The following is a 22,237-nucleotide window of genomic DNA, read 5'->3' as shown; positions in this document are numbered from 1 at the left end:
TATAGCTAGTGCAAGTCAGTACGTCATACCGCCGCGGTATCTCTTAGCATAGATCCCTTACTTAACCGTCATACCGCGATTCATTCCACAGCTGTACGAACATTGCAACTTGAGAGCAACCTCCGCCAGGAGGGTGTCATTCCAGTGCTTGACACTGGAATGGCTTTGTTGCATAGCACCTTAAGCAGTGATGGTTTACGACAAATTTATGTAATGATTTCAAATTTAGCCATACCAATATCAGTGAATTTGTTGAGCAAATAGCACTTAATTAGTAATTCTTTTTCACGATTTACTTCAGATTTATTCCTAAAGCTAAATCCAAATACTTGCTTCAACCTTGAGAAAAATCCTTCTATGTAAGATCTCTTTCCATAAATCGCTTCCTTTTTCCACTCTTTTACACCATCTTGTCCATATAATTTTATTAACCTAATAGCAGCATTTCTGTCAGACATATAATCTATTTTTGAATGTTCTGCTGCATCCTTTTTTGGTAGAACTTTTGTCTTTATATCGTATTTCTTACACAATTTATAAAGTTTGTGCCTATCGTATGCCCTATCTGCATATAATGCTTTTATTTTGTGCTGAAAATTAACTTCTTCAAGCAAATCGCAAGCTCCATAGTGGTCAGAGTAGACGCCATTACTGTATCTTGCAGCTATAGCTTTTTTACTATTCACACTTAACATAACATGTAACTTTCTTACTTGCTCGTAGCTTCGGTACTTTCTATCTGCACTGTTTTCCTTACTGTGGCCAGGAGTGTTACTGTAAATGCTGATACTTGTGCTATCTATGATAATTTCAATATTTTCCATGTTGCTTTTATCAACCCTGCAATCATTTATCTTAATATTAAGTTTTTTAAACCTTCTTGATGCTTGTGAATAGCTGATAACTGCCAAATTTTTTCCTATTTGTTGCAGATATCCTTTTATAAACCCCACCGTTTGTCTTAAACCAATTCTAAAAAGATTGACAATTATATGCACCAAAATTACGACTTTATCACTGTAAATATAGTTGCCGCCCTGCATTTTTGGACTATTTTCATACCAATTTTCGATAGCTTCATCGATGTAACGAAAAATATTTCCCCTTTTTTCAAGGAATTTGTTATATTCGTTTTGGTTACTGACTTTCATTTTCTGTGGCATATTTTTTCTTCAACAGTTAAATGGTTATTTATAATGAATTTTGTCAGTAGCTACCAGATTTTTTCGGTTGCTGTGCAACAAAGCCCACTGGAATCCAGGTTGCTCACAAGCAAACTAGCATAGAAAGTGGTTACAACGTTTTCGATGAGATTGCAGGAAGGCTGGATCCCAGTGTCAAGCACTGGGATGACACCCTACTAGCGGAAGTTACTCTCAAATGTTTGTTCATGTTAGCTATAAATATTAGGAAATTTACCAAATGAAAAAAAAGGCAAAAGAAACCCCGTGGTTGGCTAGTTACTTACATTATACTTTCAAGTATGGCGTTTTTTTATTCTAAACGTTTAATAACCGCGATTCAGTTGCTTTTAAGCCGCAACTAATCTAAATTATAAACGTTAAGAAATTTACTAAACAGAAAAAAAGGCAAAAGAAACCCTAGGGTAGCTAATTACTCACTATCCATTTTTTAAGTTGGCGTTTTTTTATGTTTTAAACGCTTTATAAGCGCTTTTCAGCTTATGTAGGTAAAAACCCAGAAATTTGATAAAGACATAAGGTGCACATAGTGCAAAAAATTAAACATGAGACGCCAAACACGTTGAGTTTTTTTGTCATTTAATCTGTACAGAGAAGATAAATAAATAGCTTCAGTTTCATGATAAGGGGACTGGCGGAGTTTGTCAAGGAAGTTTTTGTAGCTCTCATGACTTATCTAACGAATTTTACACTTGCTAAGATTGCGTTATTTGAGTATCTTTAACTGAAAGAAGTTATTTTTTATCCAATATGAAAAAAGCCTTTATATTCACGTCCTTAATAGCAATTATATTGATAGTTATTACTTATTTATACAGAAACGACGGAACTAATGACTCACAAGTGGTAAATGTTTATTCATCACGTAAAGAGGAATTAGTACGTACTTTGTTTGATGAATTCACGAAAAATACAGGCATTAAAGTACGTTACATCATTGATGATTATTCTCAGCTACTTTCACGAATAGAAAACGGGGGTGAAGCTGACTTATTTTTAACTGCTGATGCAGTCAACTTAATTCTAGCAAAAAAAAGAGGGCTTTTATCTCAAGTGGATTCAGAGGTTTTAAAAAGTGTTATACCTGCAAGATTTAGAGACAGTGAAGATTATTGGTTTGGTCTTACAAAAAGAACTAGGATATTGGTTTACAATAAAGAGTCAGTAGACCCTAAGGACTTAAGTACTTATGAAGATTTAGCAAATGAAAAATGGAAAGGAAAAATATTAGTGCGTTCTTCTACAAGTCCATATAACAGATCGTTAATTGCTTTTATGATTGCAAATAATGGTTTTGAAAAGACGAAAGAATGGGTAAGCGGAATTGTGAGCAATATGGCAAGAAAACCAAGTGGTGGTGATACTGACCAAATTTACGCCGTAGCAGCTGGTGAGGGAGATGTTGCAATAGTAAACAGCTACTACTTTGCGAGAATTCTTTCATCAGAAAATAAAAAGAATGTTGCAGACAAGCTAGGGGCTTTTTTTTCTAATCGCAACGATCACGGTGTAATGGTAAACATCAGTGGTGCCGCAGTAGCAAAAAACGCAAAAAACAGGGAAAATGCTATAGTCTTATTGGAATTTTTAGTAAGCAAGCAGGCTCAAGAGTTATACGCTAAAAAAAACCAAGAATATCCTATTATTGAAGGCGTTGAAACTTCCGATATACTAAAATCTTGGGGAAATTATTCACAAAGTGATTTGCCTCTAAGTGAACTTGAGAAGCATCTTTTTGAGGCTGTTATGATAGCGGATGAGTGTAAGTGGAAGTAATCCCTAGTGCCACTAAACACTGGGATGAAAGATTTATGCTAATGTACCTTACTCTTGACTCGCTAAACTTTTTCTTCCTTCTAACTTAATTTTGACTTTACTATTTTTTTTCGTTCTTTCACCAAAACAATTGCTGCACAAGAGGTCTATTGAAAAACGATAGTAAGAAAGTAGAATAGGTTCAAGTAGTTGAAAAGGAAATTATGAACAAGAGAAGGAATTTGTTAAACATCTCAGACCTTACAGTCGATGATGTAGAAAATATAACTAAGTTGGCCAACCAGTACCTTAAAAAAGAAGCTGCAAATAGTCATATCTTGGAAAATAAGACAGTAATAAATTTATTTTTTGAAGATTCAACGCGTACACTTGCGTCTTTTGAAATAGCAGCAAAAAGCCTTGGAGCAAATGTTGTAACTTTGCCAATAAGATCTTCTTCTATTAACAAGGGAGAAGATCTAAAAGACATGATCAAAACATTAAATGCAATGAATCCTGATTACATGATAATCAGGCAAAAAAATAGCGGTACTGTTAATATGCTGGCTAAGAATGTTAGCTGCTCGCTAATCAACGCAGGCGATGGAAGCAGTGAACACCCAACTCAAGCTCTTGCAGATTATCTTGTAATCATCAATCATAAAAAGCAAATAAAGGACCTCAAAGTTGTGATATGTGGAGATATTCTGCACAGTAGAGTTGCAAGATCAAATATAAGATTGCTAAAAATGTTTGGAGCAAAAATATGCTTGGTCGCACCACCAACTTTGATTTGTAAGCATTTTCCTGAAGTAGATTCAGTCCATTATTCATTAATTGAAGGTATAAAGGATGCTGACGTAATTATGCTTTTGAGGCTGCAGAAAGAGCGCATGAATAATAGTTCTTCAGAGAAAGAATATTTTCATTTGTATGGACTTGATTCACAAAAGCTATCATACGCAAAACCAGATGCGATTGTTATGCACCCAGGGCCAATAAACAGAGGGATTGAGCTTAGCAGTGATGTAGCAGATTGTGTTATTTTACAGCAAGTAGAATTCGGATTGGCAATACGTAAGGCAGTGCTGCACTATTATAGGCCTTGTTAATATTAAAAGATGCTATATAACTAATGCAAAAAGGGGGGCATGAAATGACAAGGCTTGTAAATGGTTTGAGAATGGCTGCTAAGATGTTAAGGCCGAGGATATGGTGTGGAAGTTTTTACGAAAGCCCGAAGTCAATCAACAACCTTGCAGAACGGCAAATTAGACGGCTATCGTAAAAACAGCTTTTTCACCTGGTCAGAACGTGGGGAAAGGTTCGTGGAAAGAATGTTGTCAATATTTTTGAATCACGTCTCAATGGCCAAAATCCCTTCCAAAAGTTACGACTGCTTAGTTCTTTATTCATTTTCACAATCCGTGAACGGTTACTTGTTTTTAGCGTTAAGCAGCAAAATTAATAATTTGAGAATTTTCCTGAAAAAACTTACCACAGACTGGTCATAATTTTCTGTGAAAGACAGATATAGAAAAACTAGAATATCCACCTTAAGTTCATTGAATTTTCTTACCTTTGCTTCTTAACTTGATGCGTATGAACGCTCCCTAAGTTCGCCATTGCCTGAACGGATACAATTATTTTAACTATAAGAGCGTTTTACTTTTTACTCAGCATATCCATCATAACTGGCTTACTTTTAGTGATTCATGGAGTTAAAAAAGTCAGCGTTGCTCTTTGTTAAAAGTAGTTTATCACGTAAAAATTCCATTGCTTCAACAGATCCCATAGGATTAAGTATTCTACGCAACACCCATATTTTATTTAGTATAGCCTTATCAACTAATAGCTCTTCCTTCCTTGTTCCGGATTTTGTAATATCAATAGCTGGAAATATACGTTTATCAGAAAGTTTTCTATCAAGTATGATCTCAGCGTTTCCTGTACCTTTAAACTCTTCAAAAATCACTTCATCCATTTTTGAACCAGTTTCTATAAGGGCTGTAGCGATGATTGTCAAAGAACCACCATTTTCAATATTACGAGCCGCTCCAAAAAAACGCTTTGGTCTCTGCAGTGCGTTTGAATCCACACCACCAGTTAGAACTTTCCCAGACGAAGGAATAACAGCATTATAGGCACGTGCAAGTCTAGTAATATTGTCAAGTAGAATTACCACATCTTTTTTATGCTCAACCATTCTTTTAGCTTTTTCTATTACTATTTCAGCAAGCTGTACGTGACGGTAAGCAGGCTCATCGAACGTAGAACTTACTACCTCACCTTTTACAGAACGTATCATATCTGTTACTTCTTCAGGTCTTTCATCTATAAGTAACACTATTAATTCTACTTCAGGGTGATTTATAGCTATAGAGTTAGCCATTTGCTGAAGCAATACAGTTTTTCCTGTGCGAGGTGGAGCAACTACTAACGCTCTTTGCCCTTTTCCAAGAGGAGCTACTATATCTATAGCACGCATGCTTAAGCCTTTTTTATCATCACCATTATTACACTCAAGTACTATGCTTTCCTCAGGATAAAGAGGAAGCAAATTATCAAAATGGACGTACTTTCTTAATTCACTTACTTCAGTAGAGTTTATACTTTGAACCTTAGTTAAAGTAAAATATCTTTCTTTATCACCAGGTGGCCTTATTTCTCCATATGCCATATCTCCTGTACGTAAATTAAACTTCTTTATTTGCCCGTTAGAAATATAAACATCATCGGTACTTGGGGCATAATTTGCACTTGCTGAACGTAAGAAACCAAAACCATCAGGCAATATTTCCACTATTCCACTCCCTGTGGTTATGCCTCCTTCTTCACTCATTTTCTTCATTAAGCTGAATATTATTTCCTGCTTTAGCATTCTACCATTGTTTTTACCGTTAGTTAAAATTTTTCTTTCTTCAGCTAACTCCAACAATTCTTCTGCTGTTTTCTCTTTTAATTCGCTCAGATCTAATGTTTTTCTGTTTTTTTCAGTACCTTCATTAGCTATCTGGTTTACTGTATCGTTATTGTGAACTCGTTCACTTGTTTCAGGTTGAGCTGTAACTTTTCCTTTTGCTAAAACATCTTCATTGATTGTTGTCATAATCCTCCAAAAATTTTAATTGATGCTTACTAACCTAAAATGTGACTACAAGATAATAAATTAGGCTGAGCTAGTTTTAGTGCGTATTAAGCTTAATTATCATTAAACCCCGTACTTTACTTATATTATACTAATAAACACTAGCAAGTCAAGTTAATTTAATGTTAACAAAGCACAAAAATTTGAGGATTTTCAATAGCTATTCTTTATATTTTTTAACCTTTCTTGCTTCTCTTCTTCTACTTTTGCTTTTTCCACTTCTGCTTCTAAATTTTCTTGGCTACATAAGCCAAGTAGTAGAGGATCTTGGGGTTTTATATTTTGCATGTTATGATGAGATCCATCTCTTATCTGCTCAACTGTGTAATTTGTTGTACTAATTAATTTAGCTATAACGTTATTGTCCAAGATAGGAAATTTTTTTACTAGATAATAAATCGCATCAGGTTTATCTCTACGCCTTGCCGTAGAAGCAAAGCCAAGAATGTTACCAATCGCCTTACTCCTTTTTTTTATATTTTTTATAATCAAATTTGGTACACGATTTGGATTTTTTTTGCAATCATCGATTTCTTTTTCCATAATTATCCCAGAAATAATAGGGTTATATTTTTCAACTTCTATTTCCTCATCAGCTATGTCTTGTACTTCTTCAAGGGCCAACCTGCAGCATTGTGCTATTTGATTAAAAGTTAAACCAGTGTTGTCTACTAACCAAGCAGCTATTTGCATTAGAAACTGTTTATTTCTATCGTTATTGCCCTCAGAAGATTCCATTGACATCAAAAAAGCATCTCCCATTTAAAGTATCCCTTACTGTTATACAGAGCTAAAATATAAACTATTAAAACTAAAAAAGCATTAATTTTGTCATTCAATGACTTTTTGTTTGTCACTTCCCACCTCTTAAGTTAATTAAATGCGCTTACCTTTAAACATATTTCCCCTTCTTAAGGTATAGTATAACTCAGTTAAACATATGTTTCTATTTAAGATTAGAGAGTTAAATTTTAAGTTAATATATTGTAATATTATATATATTAGCTAGTAAAGCAACAGGTTTACAAGCATTAAATTATCACTATTCTATAATTAACCATTAATTAACTGAGTTTAAAATGAATGTTAAAAATTTTTTCACTAAAGTAACCGTTGTCCTTTTAGCTTGCTTGTTAATCTTCATGGGAATTGGCAACCTTTTATCAGGTGATGATGAAAAAGAAGAGGTAGCTAGGGTTGGAAAAGAAGTTATAACGTCAGATGAGTATAAATCACTATATCAAAATTATGAAAAGCAAATTTCTGGATCTGATGCGAGTAGAGAACAAGTAAAAAAGCTGAAATATGATTTACTTAACGCACTTATAGAGCAAAAACTATTGTTTAACCTAACTAGTGAACTGGGGTTGACAGTTGGAGAAGAGTCTATAAAAAACCATATTAAAAACACCAAGTACTTTCAAAATGATAAAGGCGAATTTGACAAAAATAAATTCCATGAAATGCTAAATGACCTGCATATGACAGAGAAAGAGTATATAGCAAAGCTAGAGAAAGTCCTGCCTGCAATGATGTTCATGACTTCGTTATTTAAAGATAATTATCCGGTAACTTTTGACGAGAGAGTTGATGAGCAGATATACAAAAGTCGCTACCAAACTAGAGTAGTGGATATTGTTAAAATAACTGAAGATGCAGTTACAAACATTCCTGAACCAGATGATCAAGCCTTACTTGATTTGTACGAAAGAAATAAATCCCATTTTTATTATCCTGAGTATCGAACTGCGCAATATATTTCCTTAGGCCAAAAGTATTTTGAAGATCAAATCAAGATCTCAGATGAAGAAGTTGATGGTATAATAGAACAACAGGAACTAAAAGATCAAAGAGATATATTCAATGTAATATTTTCTACCAAAGAAGAAGCTGAGACAGCAAGAAGAGCATTTGAGGAGGGTAAAACAAGCTTTGAACAGATAGTAGAAGAGTCTGGCAAAGCAGAGCTTGAGGAAACTAGAGTAAATAATATAACTAAGGATTTTTTACCAGAAGATGTGAGGGAAAAGGTATTTGCTCTCAAAGTAGGTGAAGTAAGTGAAGTTTTAGCAAGCAGTTTTGGTTGGCACATAATAAAAGTGGAAGGGGCGCATCAAATCTCTGATGAAGACTTAGTTGATTTAAAAAAAGATATAAAGTCAGTTTTAACTAACCAAAAGTCTTTTGAAAGAGTCAATGATTTCATAAACCAAGTGAACTATAAGATATACAATGGTTCAACAATTGAAGAAATATTGAGTGAATATGATTTACCTATACAAACTATTGGTCCAGTAGATGCGAATGGAAAAGATCAAAACGGTAATAACGTAGGAGATTCTAGTGATTTGATTTCTTTCATTTTTTCGCGAGAAAAGGATCAGAAAGGTTATTTTAAGGGCGTTGGGGACGCTGTTGTTAGTGTAAAAATCATCGATATCGTTCCACCCAAATTGCAAAGTTTTGAAGAAGGTAGGACATCAGCAGTAGAGCTTTGGCGTAGTGAGTTTATAAAAGAAAGAATGTTTAAATTCGGGCAAGAGGTTGCAGTTCAACTAAGAGAAAAAACAGATTTGGAAGAAATTCAAGGTGTGGAATTAGTTAAAGGTCAGCAGATGCACCGCAATGAAGTGGATCAACAAAACTACCCCTTTTCTTTTGTAGAAGAGATTTTCAATATGAAAACAACTGGTTCAGTGACAGACCCTATTCAATACAATAATGAAATTATAATAGGTGTTCTAAAAGAAATGCATTCATCAAATGGCAAATTAAACACGCTTGACACCGGAAAACGTGTGATGATATCGCTAAAAGAGCAATTAATTAGCTATCTGGAATCAAAGTATAAAGTCGAAGTTAATCACGCTATACTTGATGATATATAGCCAGATAAGATTAAATCCTTATAAGAATCTGTTTTACCTCAAACGCATCCAGTGCCCAGACACACAGCTGTACGAACATTGTCTACCAGATCCCAGTGCTTGACACTGGGATGACATCTTTTTTCTTGACTCTTATATCTTAATGTTCGTGCAGTTATGCGCCCGGCACACCCTACATTATTGGTAATTATATTATAAGGTGCAAAAGTTGTATAATTCATTTGACTTAAAACGGCTCATTGTATAAAATTGTGACTAATATATGAATAAAGGTTAGCATGGCAGTTAAAATAAGGTTGGCGAGGTTTGGCGCAAAGAAACGCCCTTTTTATAGGATAGTTGTAGCTGATTCGCGAGCACCAAGAGATGGGCGTTTTATTGAGAAAATAGGACAATATGATCCAATGTTACCAAAAGACAATAAAAATCGTGTTGTGGTGAAGGCTGATAGATTAAAGCATTGGCTAAGCGTAGGCGCGCAAGCAACTGAAAGAGTACTATGGTTCATTAAAAAAGGCATAGTAACTTTAGAAACAGAACCAAAGAAAACAGAAAAGAAGAAAGTAGAGAACGAGAAAGCACAGGGACAAGAAGCATAAGTCTCTTTAAAATGCTAAATACTGATTTAACAAATAATGGTAAATTAGACGATGTCGTATCTTCTGATTTATCAGCTATGAAGGACTTTATCTTCAAAAATGTCAATGATGAAGGTGCTAAGCTTGCTACTGATATTATATCTCATCTTGTTAGTTCAGGTGGAAAAAAAATAAGGCCTAAACTAGTTTTTATTATATGTAAAATGCTAAACTATTCTGGGGAGGATAGGATCAACGTTGCTGCATCGGTAGAGTTTATACACAATGCTACTTTACTTCATGATGATGTGCTCGATGAAAGTGAGGCACGCCATGGAGTTAAAACAGCGAATAAGATTTGGGGGAATAAATCAAGCATTTTAGTTGGTGATCTATTGTTGACTCTAGCATTTAGATGGCTTATAGAGTGTGGAAATTTAAATATTCTCTCTATTTTATCTAAAGCATCGCATTTACTTGTGAAGGGTGAAATAAAGCAGATGACAACACGTTTTGACCCCCACACAGTCAGGGGAAATTATTTTGATATCATTGGAGAAAAGACAGCATCTTTATTTTCTGCATGCTGTGAAGCTGCGTCTACAGTATCTGGTGCAACAAATGACGAAACAGAGAGGCTAAAGAATTTTGGTTTTAATTTTGGTATGGCATTTCAAATAGTTGATGATATGCTCGATTATACTGCTAGTCAAGGCACTTCTGGAAAGCAAGTCGGAAAAGACTTTTTCGAAGGTAAAGTCACCTTACCTGCTATTATAGCATACGAAAAGGGCAGTCCAGCAGAGCAAAAATTCTGGGAAAAATGCTTTTCTTCAGCTAGACACAATTTTGACCAAGCATTACACTATATTAATCACCATAATGCCATTCAGCTTTCTATGGAAAAAGCTAGACACTACATTAATATGGCGCAAAATAATATTAGTACTTTTTCTGATTCTTTTTATAAAACTACTTTAATTGACTTTTTAAATGCGAGCATAGAAAGACGAATGTAGCTGGCGCTTGATATTTTCAGATTAATTGCTATATATTTATTAGATTCTTAAGGGTAATAATATGTCAGACAGCAGTAAAGAGAAAAAGAAGAAGTTTACCAATATGGTAAGTGGGCAGAAAGGTGACGACCAACAAAGTGATAACCATAAGCAAATAGATGATTTAAATGAAGATCTCAATACATTAAAAGAACGTGCAGCTCAGCTTGAAGATCATTTACGCCGCGCTGTTGCAGATAATGAAAACGTCAAACGTATAATGCAAAAGCAAATTAGCGATGCAAGTGACTACGCAGTCACAAAGTTTGCACGTGATATGATCGACTCGTGCGACAATTTAAAAAAAGTAATAGAAATTTTGAAAGACGGTGATCCTGTTCATGAAGGAATCAAAGTAGCGCATCAAAAAATTATAAATGATCTAAAAAAACATGAAATAGAAGAAGTAGACCCACTTGGTGAGCTTTTTGACAGTAATTTACACCAAGCCGTTGTGGAAAGAGAGGACGATGAAAAAGAGCCTGGCACTATTATAGAAGTACTACAAACTGGTTATACTATCAAAAATAGGTTGCTCCGCCCTGCAATGGTTATTATTTCTTGCTGATTGTGGAAACGATTAGCAAAACGCATAAGGTACATGTGTAATGACAAGTATTGTCTTTTCAGGTATCCAGCCAAGTGGCGTACTACATTTAGGTAATTATCTTGGTGCAATCAAACAGTGGATAGACTTACAGGATAAATACAAATCTCTTTTTTGTATTGTCGACCTACATGCAATCACAGCAAATAAGCTTCCCGCAAGTGAATTAAAAAGTAATATTTTCAAAACAGCAGCAGCTTATATTGCATGTGGAATAGATCCAGAAAAGTCCATTATTTTTAATCAGTCCACAGTTAGTAGTCATGCAGAACTGGGCTGGCTGCTTGGGTGCTATACACCAATTGGTTGGCTTAATCGCATGACTCAATTTAAAGATAAAGCTGGCAGCGATAAACAAAAAGCCTCTCTTGGATTATATAGTTATCCAGTACTTATGGCTGCAGATATATTGTTGTATCAAACTAAATACGTTCCTGTTGGTGATGATCAAAAACAGCATTTGGAGCTTGCACGTGATATTGCATCAGCTTTTAACAATCATTATAAACTGGATTATTTCATCGTACCTGAAATCTTAACTTTGGATTGCACATCAAGGATAATGAGCTTAAGAGATGGTACAAGCAAGATGAGTAAATCTGACCCTTCAGAATATTCGTGCATTAACCTTGATGATACGGATGACTTAATTGTCAAAAAAATAGAAAAAGCAAAAACAGATTCAATTCTAGGCTTTGATTTTGCTACTTTAGAGTGCCGCCCGGAAATAAGCAATTTGATAAACATTTATTCAGTGCTTAGTAATTCAAATGTGGAAAAAGTGTGTGAAGAAGTGAACAAACATGACATGCAACACTTCAAAAAAGAGTTAGCTGATTTAATTATCAGTGTTATATCACCCATACGTGAGGGGATGAATGATCTTTTAAAAGACCAATTCCATTTACATGAAATATTAAAAAAAGGCACAAAGAAAGCAGCAGAAATTGCAACCCATAATATAAAAGAAATCAAGGATATTATTGGATTTGCTCAATATCTGTAAGGTTCCAAAGTGTAGGTATAAATAAATCAGGAAATTTTGTTCACTTTTTTTGTCATCTAAGTAGCTGACACTGGAATGGCTTTGTTGCATCGCTAGCTATGATGGATTAAAGATAAAAAAGATAGAGAATATCAGTAGCTTATTATTCTGGTATTTATAACAAGAACGGTCAGTGAATACCTAAATTTGAGTAAAAGAAATTTCACTACCACTCACTAATCCGGCTAAAATTCAAGAATTTCAATGCTTTAGCTATTTTCAATAGAATTAAATTTATTAATATAAATAATAAATTACTATTCTTAAATTTGATCAGATTGATTGCAAAAAAACAAGATTTTCAATAGGTTGCTTATAATCCTAACTATAGTTAGCCTTTCATAAGTAGCGATGCAACAAAGCCCACTGGAATCCAGCTTTTGATCGAAAATGTTGTATAGTGCACAATCAATTTTTCTGGATCCCAGTGTCTGGGCACTGGGATGACACCTTTGTGTTTGAGGCAAAACCGGCTATAACACTTAACATACTGCCTTTGCAAACAAATGTTCGTACAGTTATGTGTCAGCTACTTCTATGACATCATAGGGCTTGCATGATATCCTTCTTGGTAAAGTAAGAAATCTGTCTCTAGTTTTACTTTCTTGAGTGGACTTGCTAAACTGATAATACATTAGGTTCAATTAATTTGGTTAAGGGGGTGAGTATGATTCCAAAAACACGTAAAGAGGCATTTAAAGTTCTAGGATTATCAGAAGGCACAAGTATAAAAGAGATTAACAAGGCATATCGCAAACTTGCATTGGAATGGCATCCCGATAAATGGTCAGATAAAAGCCAAGAAGAGCAAAAGACAGCAACAGAAAAGTTTCAAGAAATATCAGTAACATATAAAATATCAATAGGCGAGATAACTGAAGAATTCATTAGCCAACAGCCTAATGATGATTGGGTTGATAAGTTAGATAGAATTGTGAAAGAACAGCGAAACAACCTTTACGGCTCACATTTAAGTGAAGAAGAGAAAGATTTATTTTCTGCCCTTACAAAGGGAAATCTAGCCCGAACAAAAATTTTGTTAACAAAAGTTCAGGACATCAACGTAAAAACGGGAGTGTTAAATAAACTGTGTCAAACCGCATTTTTAGTTCAACTCAATTTTCAATCTGTTAGGAAAGAAAATGTCGAGCTGAGACATAGTTAATGCCCAATTAGGCAAAGCCATAGTCCACTTTTGCTCTACCTTTTTTATAGCACAATATACCTGTTTGTACAATGCATTTGTACTGGTAAATGAGCCCTTGGTTTTAGTGAATTTTCTGATCTGTCTATGTAGCCCCTCAATTGGATTTGTGGTGTAAATTAGCCTCCTAACTGGGCTAGAATATTTGAAATAACCAGATAAATTTTCCCAATTGTTCTGCCACGATTTTATAACCAAAGGATACTTTGCTCCCCATTTTTCTTCCAACTCAAGCAGATAATTTTCAGCAATTTCTCTACTTGAAGCCTGATATACTTTTTTCAAATCACTCATGAAAATCTTCACATCTTTGCTAGATACATATTTTAGAGAATTGCGTATCTGATGTACCACACATAGCTGTACCTCTGCATTAGGAAATACACTATTTATGGCTGCAGGAAAGCTTTTTAGCCCATCAACACAAGCAATTAGAATATCTTCTACTCCTCTTTCTTTTAGATCATTTAGTACTCCCAACCAGAAGTTAGCTCCTTCACTTTCGGCTAAATAAAAGCCTAGTACTTCTTTTTTGCCATTTTGGTCTATGCCCAATATATTGTACATACATTTACTTACGCAATGTCCATCCTCTTTGACCTTAAAAAACATGCCATCCATGAACTGACCTTACCCAGAAAAAGTGGAGAGAAAGAAAGGAGTTTTTTCGGGTAAAATAAAATTTTGGAGGATTAGAAATGGCAAGAGAATATACGGCAGAATTCAAATTGGAAGCTGTTAAGCTGGCAAATGAACAAAGAAAGGTAGGTCAACCAGTTGCAAAAGTAGCAAGAGATCTAGGAATAAGGGATAGCGTATTAGGAAAATGGATGAAGAAATATAACGAAAAAAAGTCAGCGGCAAATGCATTTCCAGATGTAGCACCTTATGACAAAGAGAGATTTGATTTACAGAAAGAGTTAGCAAAAGTAACAAGAGAAAGAGACATTTAAAAAAAAGCCCTGGGCAGTCAAAAAGAGTAAAATATTTTTTTATAAAAGAGCATAGTAAACACCATAAAGTGCAGGAATTATGTAGGGTTTTGAATGTATCTGCTAGTGGCTACTATAAGTGGACTACAAGGAAAATAAGCAGTAGAGAATCAGCAAATAAGGAGTTATTAGCAGATATTCAAAAAATATATCAAGCTTCTAAATGTAGATATGGAGCTCCTAAAATTCATGCTGAATTAAAGGCTTCGGGTAAAAGTTGCAACTTGAAAACAGTGCAAAGTATTATGCAGAAAAATGGTATTCAGGCTATATTGAGAAGAAAATTTAAAATTAAGAAACAACAAACGGACAGTAGAGTCGTAATATTAGACCAAAACTTTATTGTCGATCAACCAAATAAAGTATGGGATTACTTATATAAAAACCAAAGAAGGATGGCTATATTTGGCAACAATAATCGATCTATATTCACGCATGGTAGTTGGCTGGTCAATGAGCAGTTCAATAAATAAACAATTGGTTATGGACTCTTTATTAATGGCCGTTAACAAGCGTAAACCTGCCAAAAATCTGGGAGTGTTAAATAAACTGTGTCAAACCGAAAAAAAAGTAATAAATTGATATAAAAAAATGGAGGTTTGACAATGAGTCAGAAAGTAGTAAACAGAACTACCGGTTTGGTAGATTATAAAGAATTAGAAACAAATATCCTGTCGTCTATACGAGAAGGAAGACCGTTGACAGGAAGAGATGGAGCATTAACACCGTTTATAAAAAAGTTGCTGGAGGTAAGCCTGGAAGGTGAAATAGAAAACCACTTGTCGGCTAAAAGCGAAGAGAATAATCGAAGAAATGGGAGAAATGCAAAAACTTTACGTACAAGTGCAGAGCTATTAACACCAAGAGATAGAGAAGGAAGTTTCGAACCACAAATAGTCAAAAAAAGGCAAACAAACTTACATCCAGAGCTTGAAACGAAGATTTTGAGCACATTTGCCAGTGGTATGGGCTATAGAGATATAGTGTCACATGTTGAGGAAATTTATGATCACAAAATATCGGCGGCAGAGATATCAAGTATTACTGACAAATTGCTACCAGTAATCAACGAATGGCGTAGTCGCCCGCTGCAGTCTGTATATCCGATAGTTTTCATGGATGGCATGTTTTTTAAAGTCAAAGAGGACGGGCATTGCGTAAGTAAATGCATGTATAACATATTAGGCATAGATCAAAATGGCAAAAAAGAAGTATTAGGTTTTTATTTGGCTGAAAGTGAAGGAGCTAACTTCTGGTTGGGAGTGTTAAATGACCTCAAAGAAAGAGGAGTAGAAGATATCCTTATTGCCTGCGTTGATGGGCTAAAAAGCTTTCCTGCAGCTATAAACAGTGTCTTTCCTAATGCGGAAGTGCAGATGTGTATAGTGCATCAGATACGCAACTCACTGAAGTATGTGGCCAGTAAAGATGCGAAGAGTTTTTTGAGCGATTTAAAGAAGGTATATCAAGCTTCAAGCAAGGAAATTGCCGAGAATTATCTGTTGGAATTGGATGAAAAATGGGGCACAAAGTACCCTATGGTTATAAAATCTTGGCAGAATAATTGGGAAAACTTGTCTGGTTATTTTAAGTATTCTGGTCCAGTTAGGAGGATAATCTACACCACCAATCCCATAGAGGGGCTACATAGGCAAATTAGGAAATTCACTAAGACCAAAGGCTCATTTACCAGCATAAATGCCTTGTATAAGCAGGTATATTGTGCTATAAAGAAGGCAGAGGAAAAGTGGACGATGCCTGTACATGATTGGGCATTAACTATCTCTCAACTTGATGTTTTCTTTCCTGGCAGATTGAAAATTGAGTCGAACTAAAAATGCGGTTTGACACAGTTTATTTAACACTCCCTAAAAAAAGTTAATATCGTGAGTTATTCTTTACTAAAGACTTTTTGCAGGGTTTCTTCATCGATCTTTATTCTTTCCTCACCCTCGCATTCCTTAATAATTTCAGATAATCCAACATTTTCTATTTCATCAATTATTAATCGCACTAACTTTTCTGTTAGCTCTAAGTGTAATAGAAACACGATGGCCATTTAAAGGTGTCCGTTCAGGGAAATGTTCTCTAGGTAAGATTGTGGAGTATTCGTTGCAGCATTTGGCTGTTCAATTACGCTAGTTGATTCTTTAGGTATACTATTTCCTTCAAAATTTCCATCTTTTTATTATGTTCTTTATCTTCTCTTTAGCATTTTGAGAGTGAACTATTCTAGTTTTGGCATTTAAACGTTTTGTATCTGCTGTAATGATTTCACTTCCAATTTGCTATTCTTTACATATTGAATTGCAAGCACTAACGCTTTACTTCCAGAAGCTGTGGTGCTGTAAGCTATATTTTGCAAAATAGCAGTTCTCCTGATATCTTTGCTATCTGAGACTGATTTCACACCTTTTGAGGTATTGATCACTAGATTTATTTTTCCATCTTTGAGCATATCAACTATGTGGGGTCTGCCTTCTCTCACTTTATTTACAGCTTGTGCAGCAATGCCGTTATTATTCAGATACGAAGCCGTACCTTTGGTGGCATATATTTCAAAACTCAGTTCTTTCAACATTCGTGCAACTGGCAATATATACTCTTTATCATCATCTTTTACTGAAACCAGAGCTGTTCCTTCTGTTGGTAACTTGTATCCTGCAGCCATGTGCGTTTTTGCAAGTGCAGCTTCAAATGATGAGTCAATTCCCATCACTTCTCCTGTTGATTTCATTTCAGGACCAAGTAAAGTATCAACTCCTGCAAAGCGGGTAAATGGAAAAACAGCAGCTTTAACTGCAAAATGATTGAAAGGCTTGTTTTCCTGATTCAATTTTTTACCCAAAACAACCTGAGTGGCAAGCTTTGCAACAGGAATGTTGATTACCTTGGAAATAAAAGGAACTGTGCGACTAGCCCTTAGATTCACTTCAAGTATGTATACATCACTAGACCTCTTGCATAATTCGATTTCTGAAGGCAATTTTGTCGTCAAAGCTTGTCTGCGCTCCTCAAATACATTCGAGTATTCTGTGGTGCTCATCTGCACTTTTCCTAAAAATTTCTCATCACAAACAGGTTCTGCAAGAGGTCTATTCTCTTGAACAGCAAACTGAATGTTTATCAGACCTTTCACTTTTAATGCTAATGCTATTCTCTCAGTTTGGAGCTCGATCTCTTTTATTACTTCGTCACTCAATGTATTTGTCGGTATTGAGCATGTTGAATCGCCAGAGTGGATACCAGCTTCTTCAATGTGCTCCATGACCGCTGCAATGAAAACTTTTTCCCCATCACATACAGCATCAACGTCAACCTCAACTGCATTGACTAAAAATTTATCAAGAAGCAGCGATCCGTGTTCAAAAATTTTGGTTTGATTCAAGACATACTCTTTAAAGCTCTGAGTATCGTGTCTAATCGACATAGACTGACCGCCGAGGACATATGATGGCCTGACTACTAGTGGAAACCCCACCTTTTCTGCATTGGTTAACGCTTCTTCTACTGAATGGCAGATAGAACTTTCAGGTTGTTTTAAATTAAGTTGCAAAGCAAGATTTTTAAACCTCATGCGATCTTCTGCAAGGTCAATAGAATCAAACGAAGTTCCCAAAATTTTGAAACCTCTCTCGTTAAGCACTTTGGCTAACTTTAAAGGTGTTTGACCACCTATTTGAACTATCACACCAACCAGTGTGCCATTTTCTTGCTCTTTACTTAGTATTTCAAGCACATCCTCTGCAATGAGTGGTGCAAAATATAAACGATCAGCGGTATCGTAGTCAGTTGAGACAGTTTCTGGATTACAGTTGATCATTATTGTTTCATACCCCATTTCTTTGGCGGCAGAAGCTGCATGTACGCATGCATAATCAAACTCAATACCTTGACCAATGCGATTTGGACCACTTCCTAAAATGACAACCTTTTCTCGGTCAGAAATATTCGCCTCACATTCCGTTTTATTTTCAACATCACCCTCATAGCAGCCATACATATAAGCAGTGCTCGATTCAAATTCAGCTGCACAGGTGTCTACACGTTTATAAACTTGTTTGATGCCAAATTTTTTTCTTATTTCTTCAATCTGTTCTATTTTTTTGTTACTTAATTTTGCCAATCTTGCATCTGAAAATCCCATTTTTTTCAGCTCTAACATTTCATATGCAGTCTCAGGAAGGCCGTTTTCCTTAATTTTTTGTTCAGCTAATATAATTTGCTGTATATTTTGCAGAAACCATAAGTCATATCCTGTAATCGAATTTATTTCTTCTATGCTAATTCCGTGACGCATTGCGTCAGCAGCAATCAGTAATCTGTTTGGCAGCAATTTTGCTAATTGAGATTTTACGTGATCAATATCAATGTTCTCAGGAAATACTTCATCAAGTCCTGTAAGATCAGTTTCAAGTGAACGGAAAGCTTTCTGTAGTGACTCATTAAAAGTGCGGCCGATTGACATTACTTCTCCCACTGATTTCATGGAAGTTGATAATTCACAATTCGTCCCCTTAAATTTTTCAAACTCAAATCGAGGGATTTTAGTGACGATATAATCAATCACTGGTTCGAATGCTGCTGGTATTATTGGAGCGCAGTCGTTACGTATTTCATCGAGCGAATAGCCAATAGCAAGTTTAGTTACAACTTTTGCAATAGGATAGCCTGTTGCTTTTGAGGCAAGTGCAGAAGAGCGAGAAACCCTTGGATTCATTTCAATTACAACGAGGCTTCCATCTTCTTTAGGATTCACTGCAAACTGCACATTTGCACCGCCGGCACTAACATCAATTTCTCTCAGCACTGCTATAGATGCATTTCTCATCTGTTGGTATTCTACGTCACGCAGAGTCAAAGCAGGAGCAACTGTGATACTATCCCCAGTGTGCACCCCCATTGGATCAACATTTTCTATTGAACACACTATTATACAGTTATCCTTGCAGTCACGGATAACTTCCATTTCATATTCTTTCCAGCCGATAATTGATTCATCTATCTGAACTTCATTTATTGGCGAAATTTTGAGAGCACTTTCTACGATATTGAAAAACTCCTCTTTATTATAAGCTATGCCGCTACCTGCACCGCCAAGAGTGAATGATGAACGGATGATTGCTGGTAATCCAATGTAATCCAAAGCCTTTTTTATTTGTTCTTGATTTTTTATAATGACACTTTTGGGGTATTTCAGCCCTATTCTATCCATGGATTGGCGGAATAACTCTCTATCCTCTGCTTTTTTTATTGCTTCTCTATTTACCCCTATTAATTCTACGTTGTATTTGTCTAACACTCCATCATCTGCAAGTTTTATTGCGCAATTGAGTGCTGTTTGCCCGCCCATTGTTGGCAATATTGCATCTGGCCTCTCCTTAATTATAATTTTCTCTATGATTTCAGGTAGTACCGGCTCAATATACGTCGCATCAGAAAACTCAGGATCTGTCATTATAGTTGCGGGGTTGGAGTTAACCAAAATGACTTTATAACCTTCACTTTTTAATACTTTACAGCTTTGCGTTCCAGAATAATCAAACTCACACGCCTGACCTATAACTATTGGGCCTGCTCCTATTACTAATATAGAGTCTATATCTGTGCGTTTTGGCATAATTACAATAACGGTCTTTATTCAAGTAATGTTACCAATCTTTCCTATAAATGTGAATTTTTATTAAACCTATTAGCTAACTACTTTTAGGCTTGACGCATAACTGTACGAACATTGCAATTTGCGTGGCAGATTCCAGTGCTTGACACACAGCTGTACAAACATTCATTTTTGAAGATAAATTGCACAGCAAATGATGTCATTCAAGTAGCTGACACTGGTTCCTTTATGACGGCAGTGCCCAGACACTGGGATGGCTTTGTTGCATAGCACCTTAAGCAGTGATGGTTTACGACAAATTTATGTAATGATTTCAAATTTAGCCATACCAATATCAGTGAATTTGTTGAGCAAATAGCACTTAATTAGTAATTCTTTTTCACGATTTACTTCAGATTTATTCCTAAAGCTAAATCCAAATACTTGCTTCAACCTTGAGAAAAATCCTTCTATGTAAGATCTCTTTCCATAAATCGCTTCCTTTTTCCACTCTTTTACACCATCTTGTCCATATAATTTTATTAACCTAATAGCAGCATTTCTGTCAGACATATAATCTATTTTTGAATGTTCTGCTGCATCCTTTTTTGGTAGAACTTTTGTCTTTATATCGTATTTCTTACACAATTTATAAAGTTTGTGCCTATCGTATGCCCTATCTGCATATAATGCTTTTATTTTGTGCTGAAAATTAACTTCTTCAAGCAAATCGCAAGCTCCATAGTGGTCAGAGTAGACGCCATTACTGTATCTTGCAGCTATAGCTTTTTTACTATTCACACTTAACATAACATGTAACTTTCTTACTTGCTCGTAGCTTCGGTACTTTCTATCTGCACTGTTTTCCTTACTGTGGCCAGGAGTGTTACTGTAAATGCTGATACTTGTGCTATCTATGATAATTTCAATATTTTCCATGTTGCTTTTATCAACCCTGCAATCATTTATCTTAATATTAAGTTTTTTAAACCTTCTTGATGCTTGTGAATAGCTGATAACTGCCAAATTTTTTCCTATTTGTTGCAGATATCCTTTTATAAACCCCACCGTTTGTCTTAAACCAATTCTAAAAAGATTGACAATTATATGCACCAAAATTACGACTTTATCACTGTAAATATAGTTGCCGCCCTGCATTTTTGGACTATTTTCATACCAATTTTCGATAGCTTCATCGATGTAACGAAAAATATTTCCCCTTTTTTCAAGGAATTTGTTATATTCGTTTTGGTTACTGACTTTCATTTTCTGTGGCATATTTTTTCTTCAACAGTTAAATGGTTATTTATAATGAATTTTGTCAGTAGCTACCAGATTTTTTCGGTTGCTATGCAACAAAGCCATTCCAGTGTCAAGCACTGGAATCTGCCACGCAAATTGCCTGCAAATTGCAATGTTCATACAGTTATGAGCTAGTGTACATAATTGCACATTGGTTTTACAAATTTGAAAATTAGTGTTAAATAAAAATATAAACGTAAAAGGAAAAGAAATGATTGAACTTAAAGGCCCAGAAATTTGTGCAGACGGAAATAAGAAAAATTTGATTATTTTTTTACATGGTTGGGGCTCAAGTGGCGATAATTTCATTCACCTTGCTAAAGTTATGAGCAAGTTTTTACAGGGTTCATATTTTGCAGTACCCAATGCTCCGTTTAAAAGAGAAATAGGTGATGGTTATCAGTGGTTCAGCTTGGAAGATCGTAGTGAGGAAGCGCTATATAATGGAGTAAAAAATGCTACATCAATTGTAAATCATTTCATTGATACAAAATTAAAGGAGCTTAATTTAAAAGATACGCAACTCTCTTTAGTGGGATTTTCTCAAGGAGCAATGCTTGCAATACATACAGCTCTCACCCGCTCTCAATCCTGTGCATCAGTTGTTGCATACTCTGGTAGGTTTCTTTCACCTTCAAAAACTGTACCAGAGATCAAATCAAAACCTAACATATGTGTTATCCATGGTGATGCTGACGACGTGGTACCTTTTTCGTCTCTCGACTTAGCGGTTAAAGCTCTGAAAGAAACTGGGGTAAATGTTGAGGGACACCCAATTCATGCATTAGGACATATTATTAATGAAGAGGGAATAAAATTGGGTATAGAGTTTATCAAGAAAAATTTCAGCAACTAACTT

At 35.3% G+C, this 22,237-nt stretch carries 17 protein-coding genes and 3 pseudogenes; 12 read left to right on the top strand and 8 right to left on the bottom strand.

The features are described from left to right. Positions 1 to 206 precede the first annotated feature (206 nt). On the bottom strand, positions 207 to 1,163 hold the full coding sequence (locus ACQH1X_RS06560; protein WP_264735368.1) for an IS5 family transposase: 957 nt from the start codon (positions 1,161 to 1,163) through the stop codon (positions 207 to 209). Between the two features lie 789 nt (positions 1,164 to 1,952). Here ACQH1X_RS06560 and ACQH1X_RS06555 point away from each other — a divergent pair. The 3 genes and pseudogenes from ACQH1X_RS06555 to ACQH1X_RS06545 all read left to right on the top strand — a co-directional run. Further along, positions 1,953 to 2,978 carry an extracellular solute-binding protein gene (locus ACQH1X_RS06555; RefSeq protein ID WP_425386059.1) on the top strand — a complete coding sequence of 342 codons (1,026 nt, stop codon included), beginning with the start codon at positions 1,953 to 1,955 and terminating at the stop codon, positions 2,976 to 2,978. A gap of 203 nt (positions 2,979 to 3,181) precedes the next feature. Continuing rightward, positions 3,182 to 4,069, top strand: coding sequence for an aspartate carbamoyltransferase catalytic subunit (locus ACQH1X_RS06550; RefSeq protein WP_265034629.1), 888 nt, complete (start codon positions 3,182 to 3,184; stop codon positions 4,067 to 4,069). Between the two features lie 327 nt (positions 4,070 to 4,396). Beyond that, a pseudogene (locus tag ACQH1X_RS06545) lies at positions 4,397 to 4,549 on the top strand (IS4 family transposase); the annotation flags it as partial. A gap of 113 nt (positions 4,550 to 4,662) precedes the next feature. Here the strand turns inward: ACQH1X_RS06545 and rho are convergent. Further along, positions 4,663 to 6,066: a transcription termination factor Rho gene (rho, locus tag ACQH1X_RS06540; protein WP_265034621.1), complete on the bottom strand. Its 1,404-nt coding sequence runs from the start codon at positions 6,064 to 6,066 to the stop codon at positions 4,663 to 4,665. Positions 6,067 to 6,258: 192 nt separating this feature from the next. After that, entirely contained in the window at positions 6,259 to 6,867 is a 609-nt protein-coding gene (locus ACQH1X_RS06535) for a cell cycle transcriptional regulator TrcR (RefSeq protein WP_425386058.1), read from the bottom strand. A gap of 317 nt (positions 6,868 to 7,184) precedes the next feature. On the opposite strand from ACQH1X_RS06535, the gene ACQH1X_RS06530 reads away from it, so the two are divergent. From ACQH1X_RS06530 to trpS, 5 genes are all read left to right on the top strand, one after another. Further along, complete coding sequence (locus ACQH1X_RS06530; RefSeq protein ID WP_425386057.1) at positions 7,185 to 8,993, top strand: SurA N-terminal domain-containing protein; 1,809 nt, start codon at positions 7,185 to 7,187, stop codon at positions 8,991 to 8,993. A gap of 278 nt (positions 8,994 to 9,271) precedes the next feature. After that, positions 9,272 to 9,592 (top strand): 30S ribosomal protein S16, encoded by a 321-nt coding sequence (gene rpsP / locus ACQH1X_RS06525; RefSeq protein WP_006279266.1) that lies wholly within the window; start codon positions 9,272 to 9,274, stop codon positions 9,590 to 9,592. An 11-nt stretch (positions 9,593 to 9,603) separates the two neighbouring features. Then, positions 9,604 to 10,590, top strand: coding sequence for a polyprenyl synthetase family protein (locus ACQH1X_RS06520; protein WP_425386056.1), 987 nt, complete (start codon positions 9,604 to 9,606; stop codon positions 10,588 to 10,590). 61 nt (positions 10,591 to 10,651) lie between these two features. Further along, on the top strand, positions 10,652 to 11,197 hold the full coding sequence (locus ACQH1X_RS06515; RefSeq protein WP_425386055.1) for a nucleotide exchange factor GrpE: 546 nt from the start codon (positions 10,652 to 10,654) through the stop codon (positions 11,195 to 11,197). Between the two features lie 40 nt (positions 11,198 to 11,237). Further along, positions 11,238 to 12,242 carry a tryptophan--tRNA ligase gene (trpS, locus tag ACQH1X_RS06510; protein ID WP_425386054.1) on the top strand — a complete coding sequence of 335 codons (1,005 nt, stop codon included), beginning with the start codon at positions 11,238 to 11,240 and terminating at the stop codon, positions 12,240 to 12,242. A 370-nt stretch (positions 12,243 to 12,612) separates the two neighbouring features. Here the strand turns inward: trpS and ACQH1X_RS06505 are convergent, their stop codons facing one another. Continuing rightward, positions 12,613 to 12,783 carry a WPE palindromic element domain-containing protein gene (locus ACQH1X_RS06505; RefSeq protein WP_425386053.1) on the bottom strand — a complete coding sequence of 57 codons (171 nt, stop codon included), beginning with the start codon at positions 12,781 to 12,783 and terminating at the stop codon, positions 12,613 to 12,615. Positions 12,784 to 12,948: 165 nt separating this feature from the next. Between ACQH1X_RS06505 and ACQH1X_RS06500 the strand changes: the two genes are divergently transcribed. Then, a complete protein-coding gene (locus ACQH1X_RS06500) occupies positions 12,949 to 13,446 on the top strand; it encodes a J domain-containing protein (RefSeq protein ID WP_425386052.1) in 498 nt (165 codons plus the stop codon). Here ACQH1X_RS06500 and ACQH1X_RS06495 read toward each other — a convergent pair. After that, positions 13,387 to 14,109: pseudogene (locus tag ACQH1X_RS06495) on the bottom strand (IS256 family transposase); the annotation flags it as partial. The gene ACQH1X_RS06500 and the pseudogene ACQH1X_RS06495 sit on opposite strands and share 60 nt — an antisense overlap. A 74-nt stretch (positions 14,110 to 14,183) precedes the next feature. Between ACQH1X_RS06495 and ACQH1X_RS06490 the strand changes: the two are divergent. Both ACQH1X_RS06490 and ACQH1X_RS06485 read left to right on the top strand, forming a co-directional pair. After that, a pseudogene (locus tag ACQH1X_RS06490) lies at positions 14,184 to 15,011 on the top strand (IS3 family transposase); the annotation flags it as partial. 71 nt (positions 15,012 to 15,082) lie between these two features. Next, positions 15,083 to 16,312, top strand: coding sequence for an IS256-like element ISWpi15 family transposase (locus tag ACQH1X_RS06485; RefSeq protein WP_425385843.1), 1,230 nt, complete (start codon positions 15,083 to 15,085; stop codon positions 16,310 to 16,312). Between the two features lie 56 nt (positions 16,313 to 16,368). Here the strand turns inward: ACQH1X_RS06485 and ACQH1X_RS06480 are convergent, their stop codons facing one another. From ACQH1X_RS06480 to ACQH1X_RS06470, 3 genes are all read right to left on the bottom strand, one after another. Continuing rightward, a complete protein-coding gene (locus ACQH1X_RS06480; RefSeq protein ID WP_425386051.1) occupies positions 16,369 to 16,536 on the bottom strand; it encodes a hypothetical protein in 168 nt (55 codons plus the stop codon). A gap of 186 nt (positions 16,537 to 16,722) precedes the next feature. Continuing rightward, positions 16,723 to 20,097 carry a carbamoyl-phosphate synthase large subunit gene (carB, locus tag ACQH1X_RS06475; RefSeq protein ID WP_425386050.1) on the bottom strand — a complete coding sequence of 1,125 codons (3,375 nt, stop codon included), beginning with the start codon at positions 20,095 to 20,097 and terminating at the stop codon, positions 16,723 to 16,725. Between the two features lie 300 nt (positions 20,098 to 20,397). Continuing rightward, a complete protein-coding gene (locus ACQH1X_RS06470) occupies positions 20,398 to 21,354 on the bottom strand; it encodes an IS5 family transposase (RefSeq protein ID WP_264735368.1) in 957 nt (318 codons plus the stop codon). A gap of 235 nt (positions 21,355 to 21,589) precedes the next feature. Between ACQH1X_RS06470 and ACQH1X_RS06465 the strand changes: the two genes are divergently transcribed. Then, the gene (locus ACQH1X_RS06465; RefSeq protein ID WP_425386685.1) at positions 21,590 to 22,234 is read left to right on the top strand and encodes an alpha/beta hydrolase; all 645 of its coding nucleotides are present in this window, start codon (positions 21,590 to 21,592) and stop codon (positions 22,232 to 22,234) included. The last annotated feature ends 3 nt before the right edge of the window (positions 22,235 to 22,237 follow it).

This window comes from Wolbachia endosymbiont (group A) of Barypeithes pellucidus, from assembly GCF_964030885.1.
GTDB lineage: Bacteria > Pseudomonadota > Alphaproteobacteria > Rickettsiales > Anaplasmataceae > Wolbachia.
Note: the sequence above shows the minus strand (reverse complement) of the source record. Positions and strands in the feature narration are given on the sequence as shown.

Excerpts from the sequence above, each read along its gene's own strand:
- ACQH1X_RS06515 (WP_425386055.1), top strand. The coding sequence starts at position 10,652 with ATGTCAGACAGCAGTAAAGAGAAAAAGAAGAAGTTTACCAATATGGTA.
- ACQH1X_RS06530 (WP_425386057.1), top strand. The coding sequence starts at position 7,185 with ATGAATGTTAAAAATTTTTTCACTAAAGTAACCGTTGTCCTTTTAGCT.
- ACQH1X_RS06470 (WP_264735368.1), bottom strand. The coding sequence starts at position 21,354 with ATGCCACAGAAAATGAAAGTCAGTAACCAAAACGAATATAACAAATTC.
- ACQH1X_RS06560 (WP_264735368.1), bottom strand. The coding sequence starts at position 1,163 with ATGCCACAGAAAATGAAAGTCAGTAACCAAAACGAATATAACAAATTC.
- ACQH1X_RS06550 (WP_265034629.1), top strand. The coding sequence starts at position 3,182 with ATGAACAAGAGAAGGAATTTGTTAAACATCTCAGACCTTACAGTCGAT.
- ACQH1X_RS06535 (WP_425386058.1), bottom strand. The coding sequence starts at position 6,867 with ATGGGAGATGCTTTTTTGATGTCAATGGAATCTTCTGAGGGCAATAAC.
- carB (WP_425386050.1), bottom strand. The coding sequence starts at position 20,097 with ATGCCAAAACGCACAGATATAGACTCTATATTAGTAATAGGAGCAGGC.
- ACQH1X_RS06485 (WP_425385843.1), top strand. The coding sequence starts at position 15,083 with ATGAGTCAGAAAGTAGTAAACAGAACTACCGGTTTGGTAGATTATAAA.
- ACQH1X_RS06555 (WP_425386059.1), top strand. The coding sequence starts at position 1,953 with ATGAAAAAAGCCTTTATATTCACGTCCTTAATAGCAATTATATTGATA.
- ACQH1X_RS06500 (WP_425386052.1), top strand. The coding sequence starts at position 12,949 with ATGATTCCAAAAACACGTAAAGAGGCATTTAAAGTTCTAGGATTATCA.
- rho (WP_265034621.1), bottom strand. The coding sequence starts at position 6,066 with ATGACAACAATCAATGAAGATGTTTTAGCAAAAGGAAAAGTTACAGCT.
- rpsP (WP_006279266.1), top strand. The coding sequence starts at position 9,272 with ATGGCAGTTAAAATAAGGTTGGCGAGGTTTGGCGCAAAGAAACGCCCT.
- trpS (WP_425386054.1), top strand. The coding sequence starts at position 11,238 with ATGACAAGTATTGTCTTTTCAGGTATCCAGCCAAGTGGCGTACTACAT.
- ACQH1X_RS06480 (WP_425386051.1), bottom strand. The coding sequence starts at position 16,536 with ATGGCCATCGTGTTTCTATTACACTTAGAGCTAACAGAAAAGTTAGTG.
- ACQH1X_RS06520 (WP_425386056.1), top strand. The coding sequence starts at position 9,604 with ATGCTAAATACTGATTTAACAAATAATGGTAAATTAGACGATGTCGTA.
- ACQH1X_RS06465 (WP_425386685.1), top strand. The coding sequence starts at position 21,590 with ATGATTGAACTTAAAGGCCCAGAAATTTGTGCAGACGGAAATAAGAAA.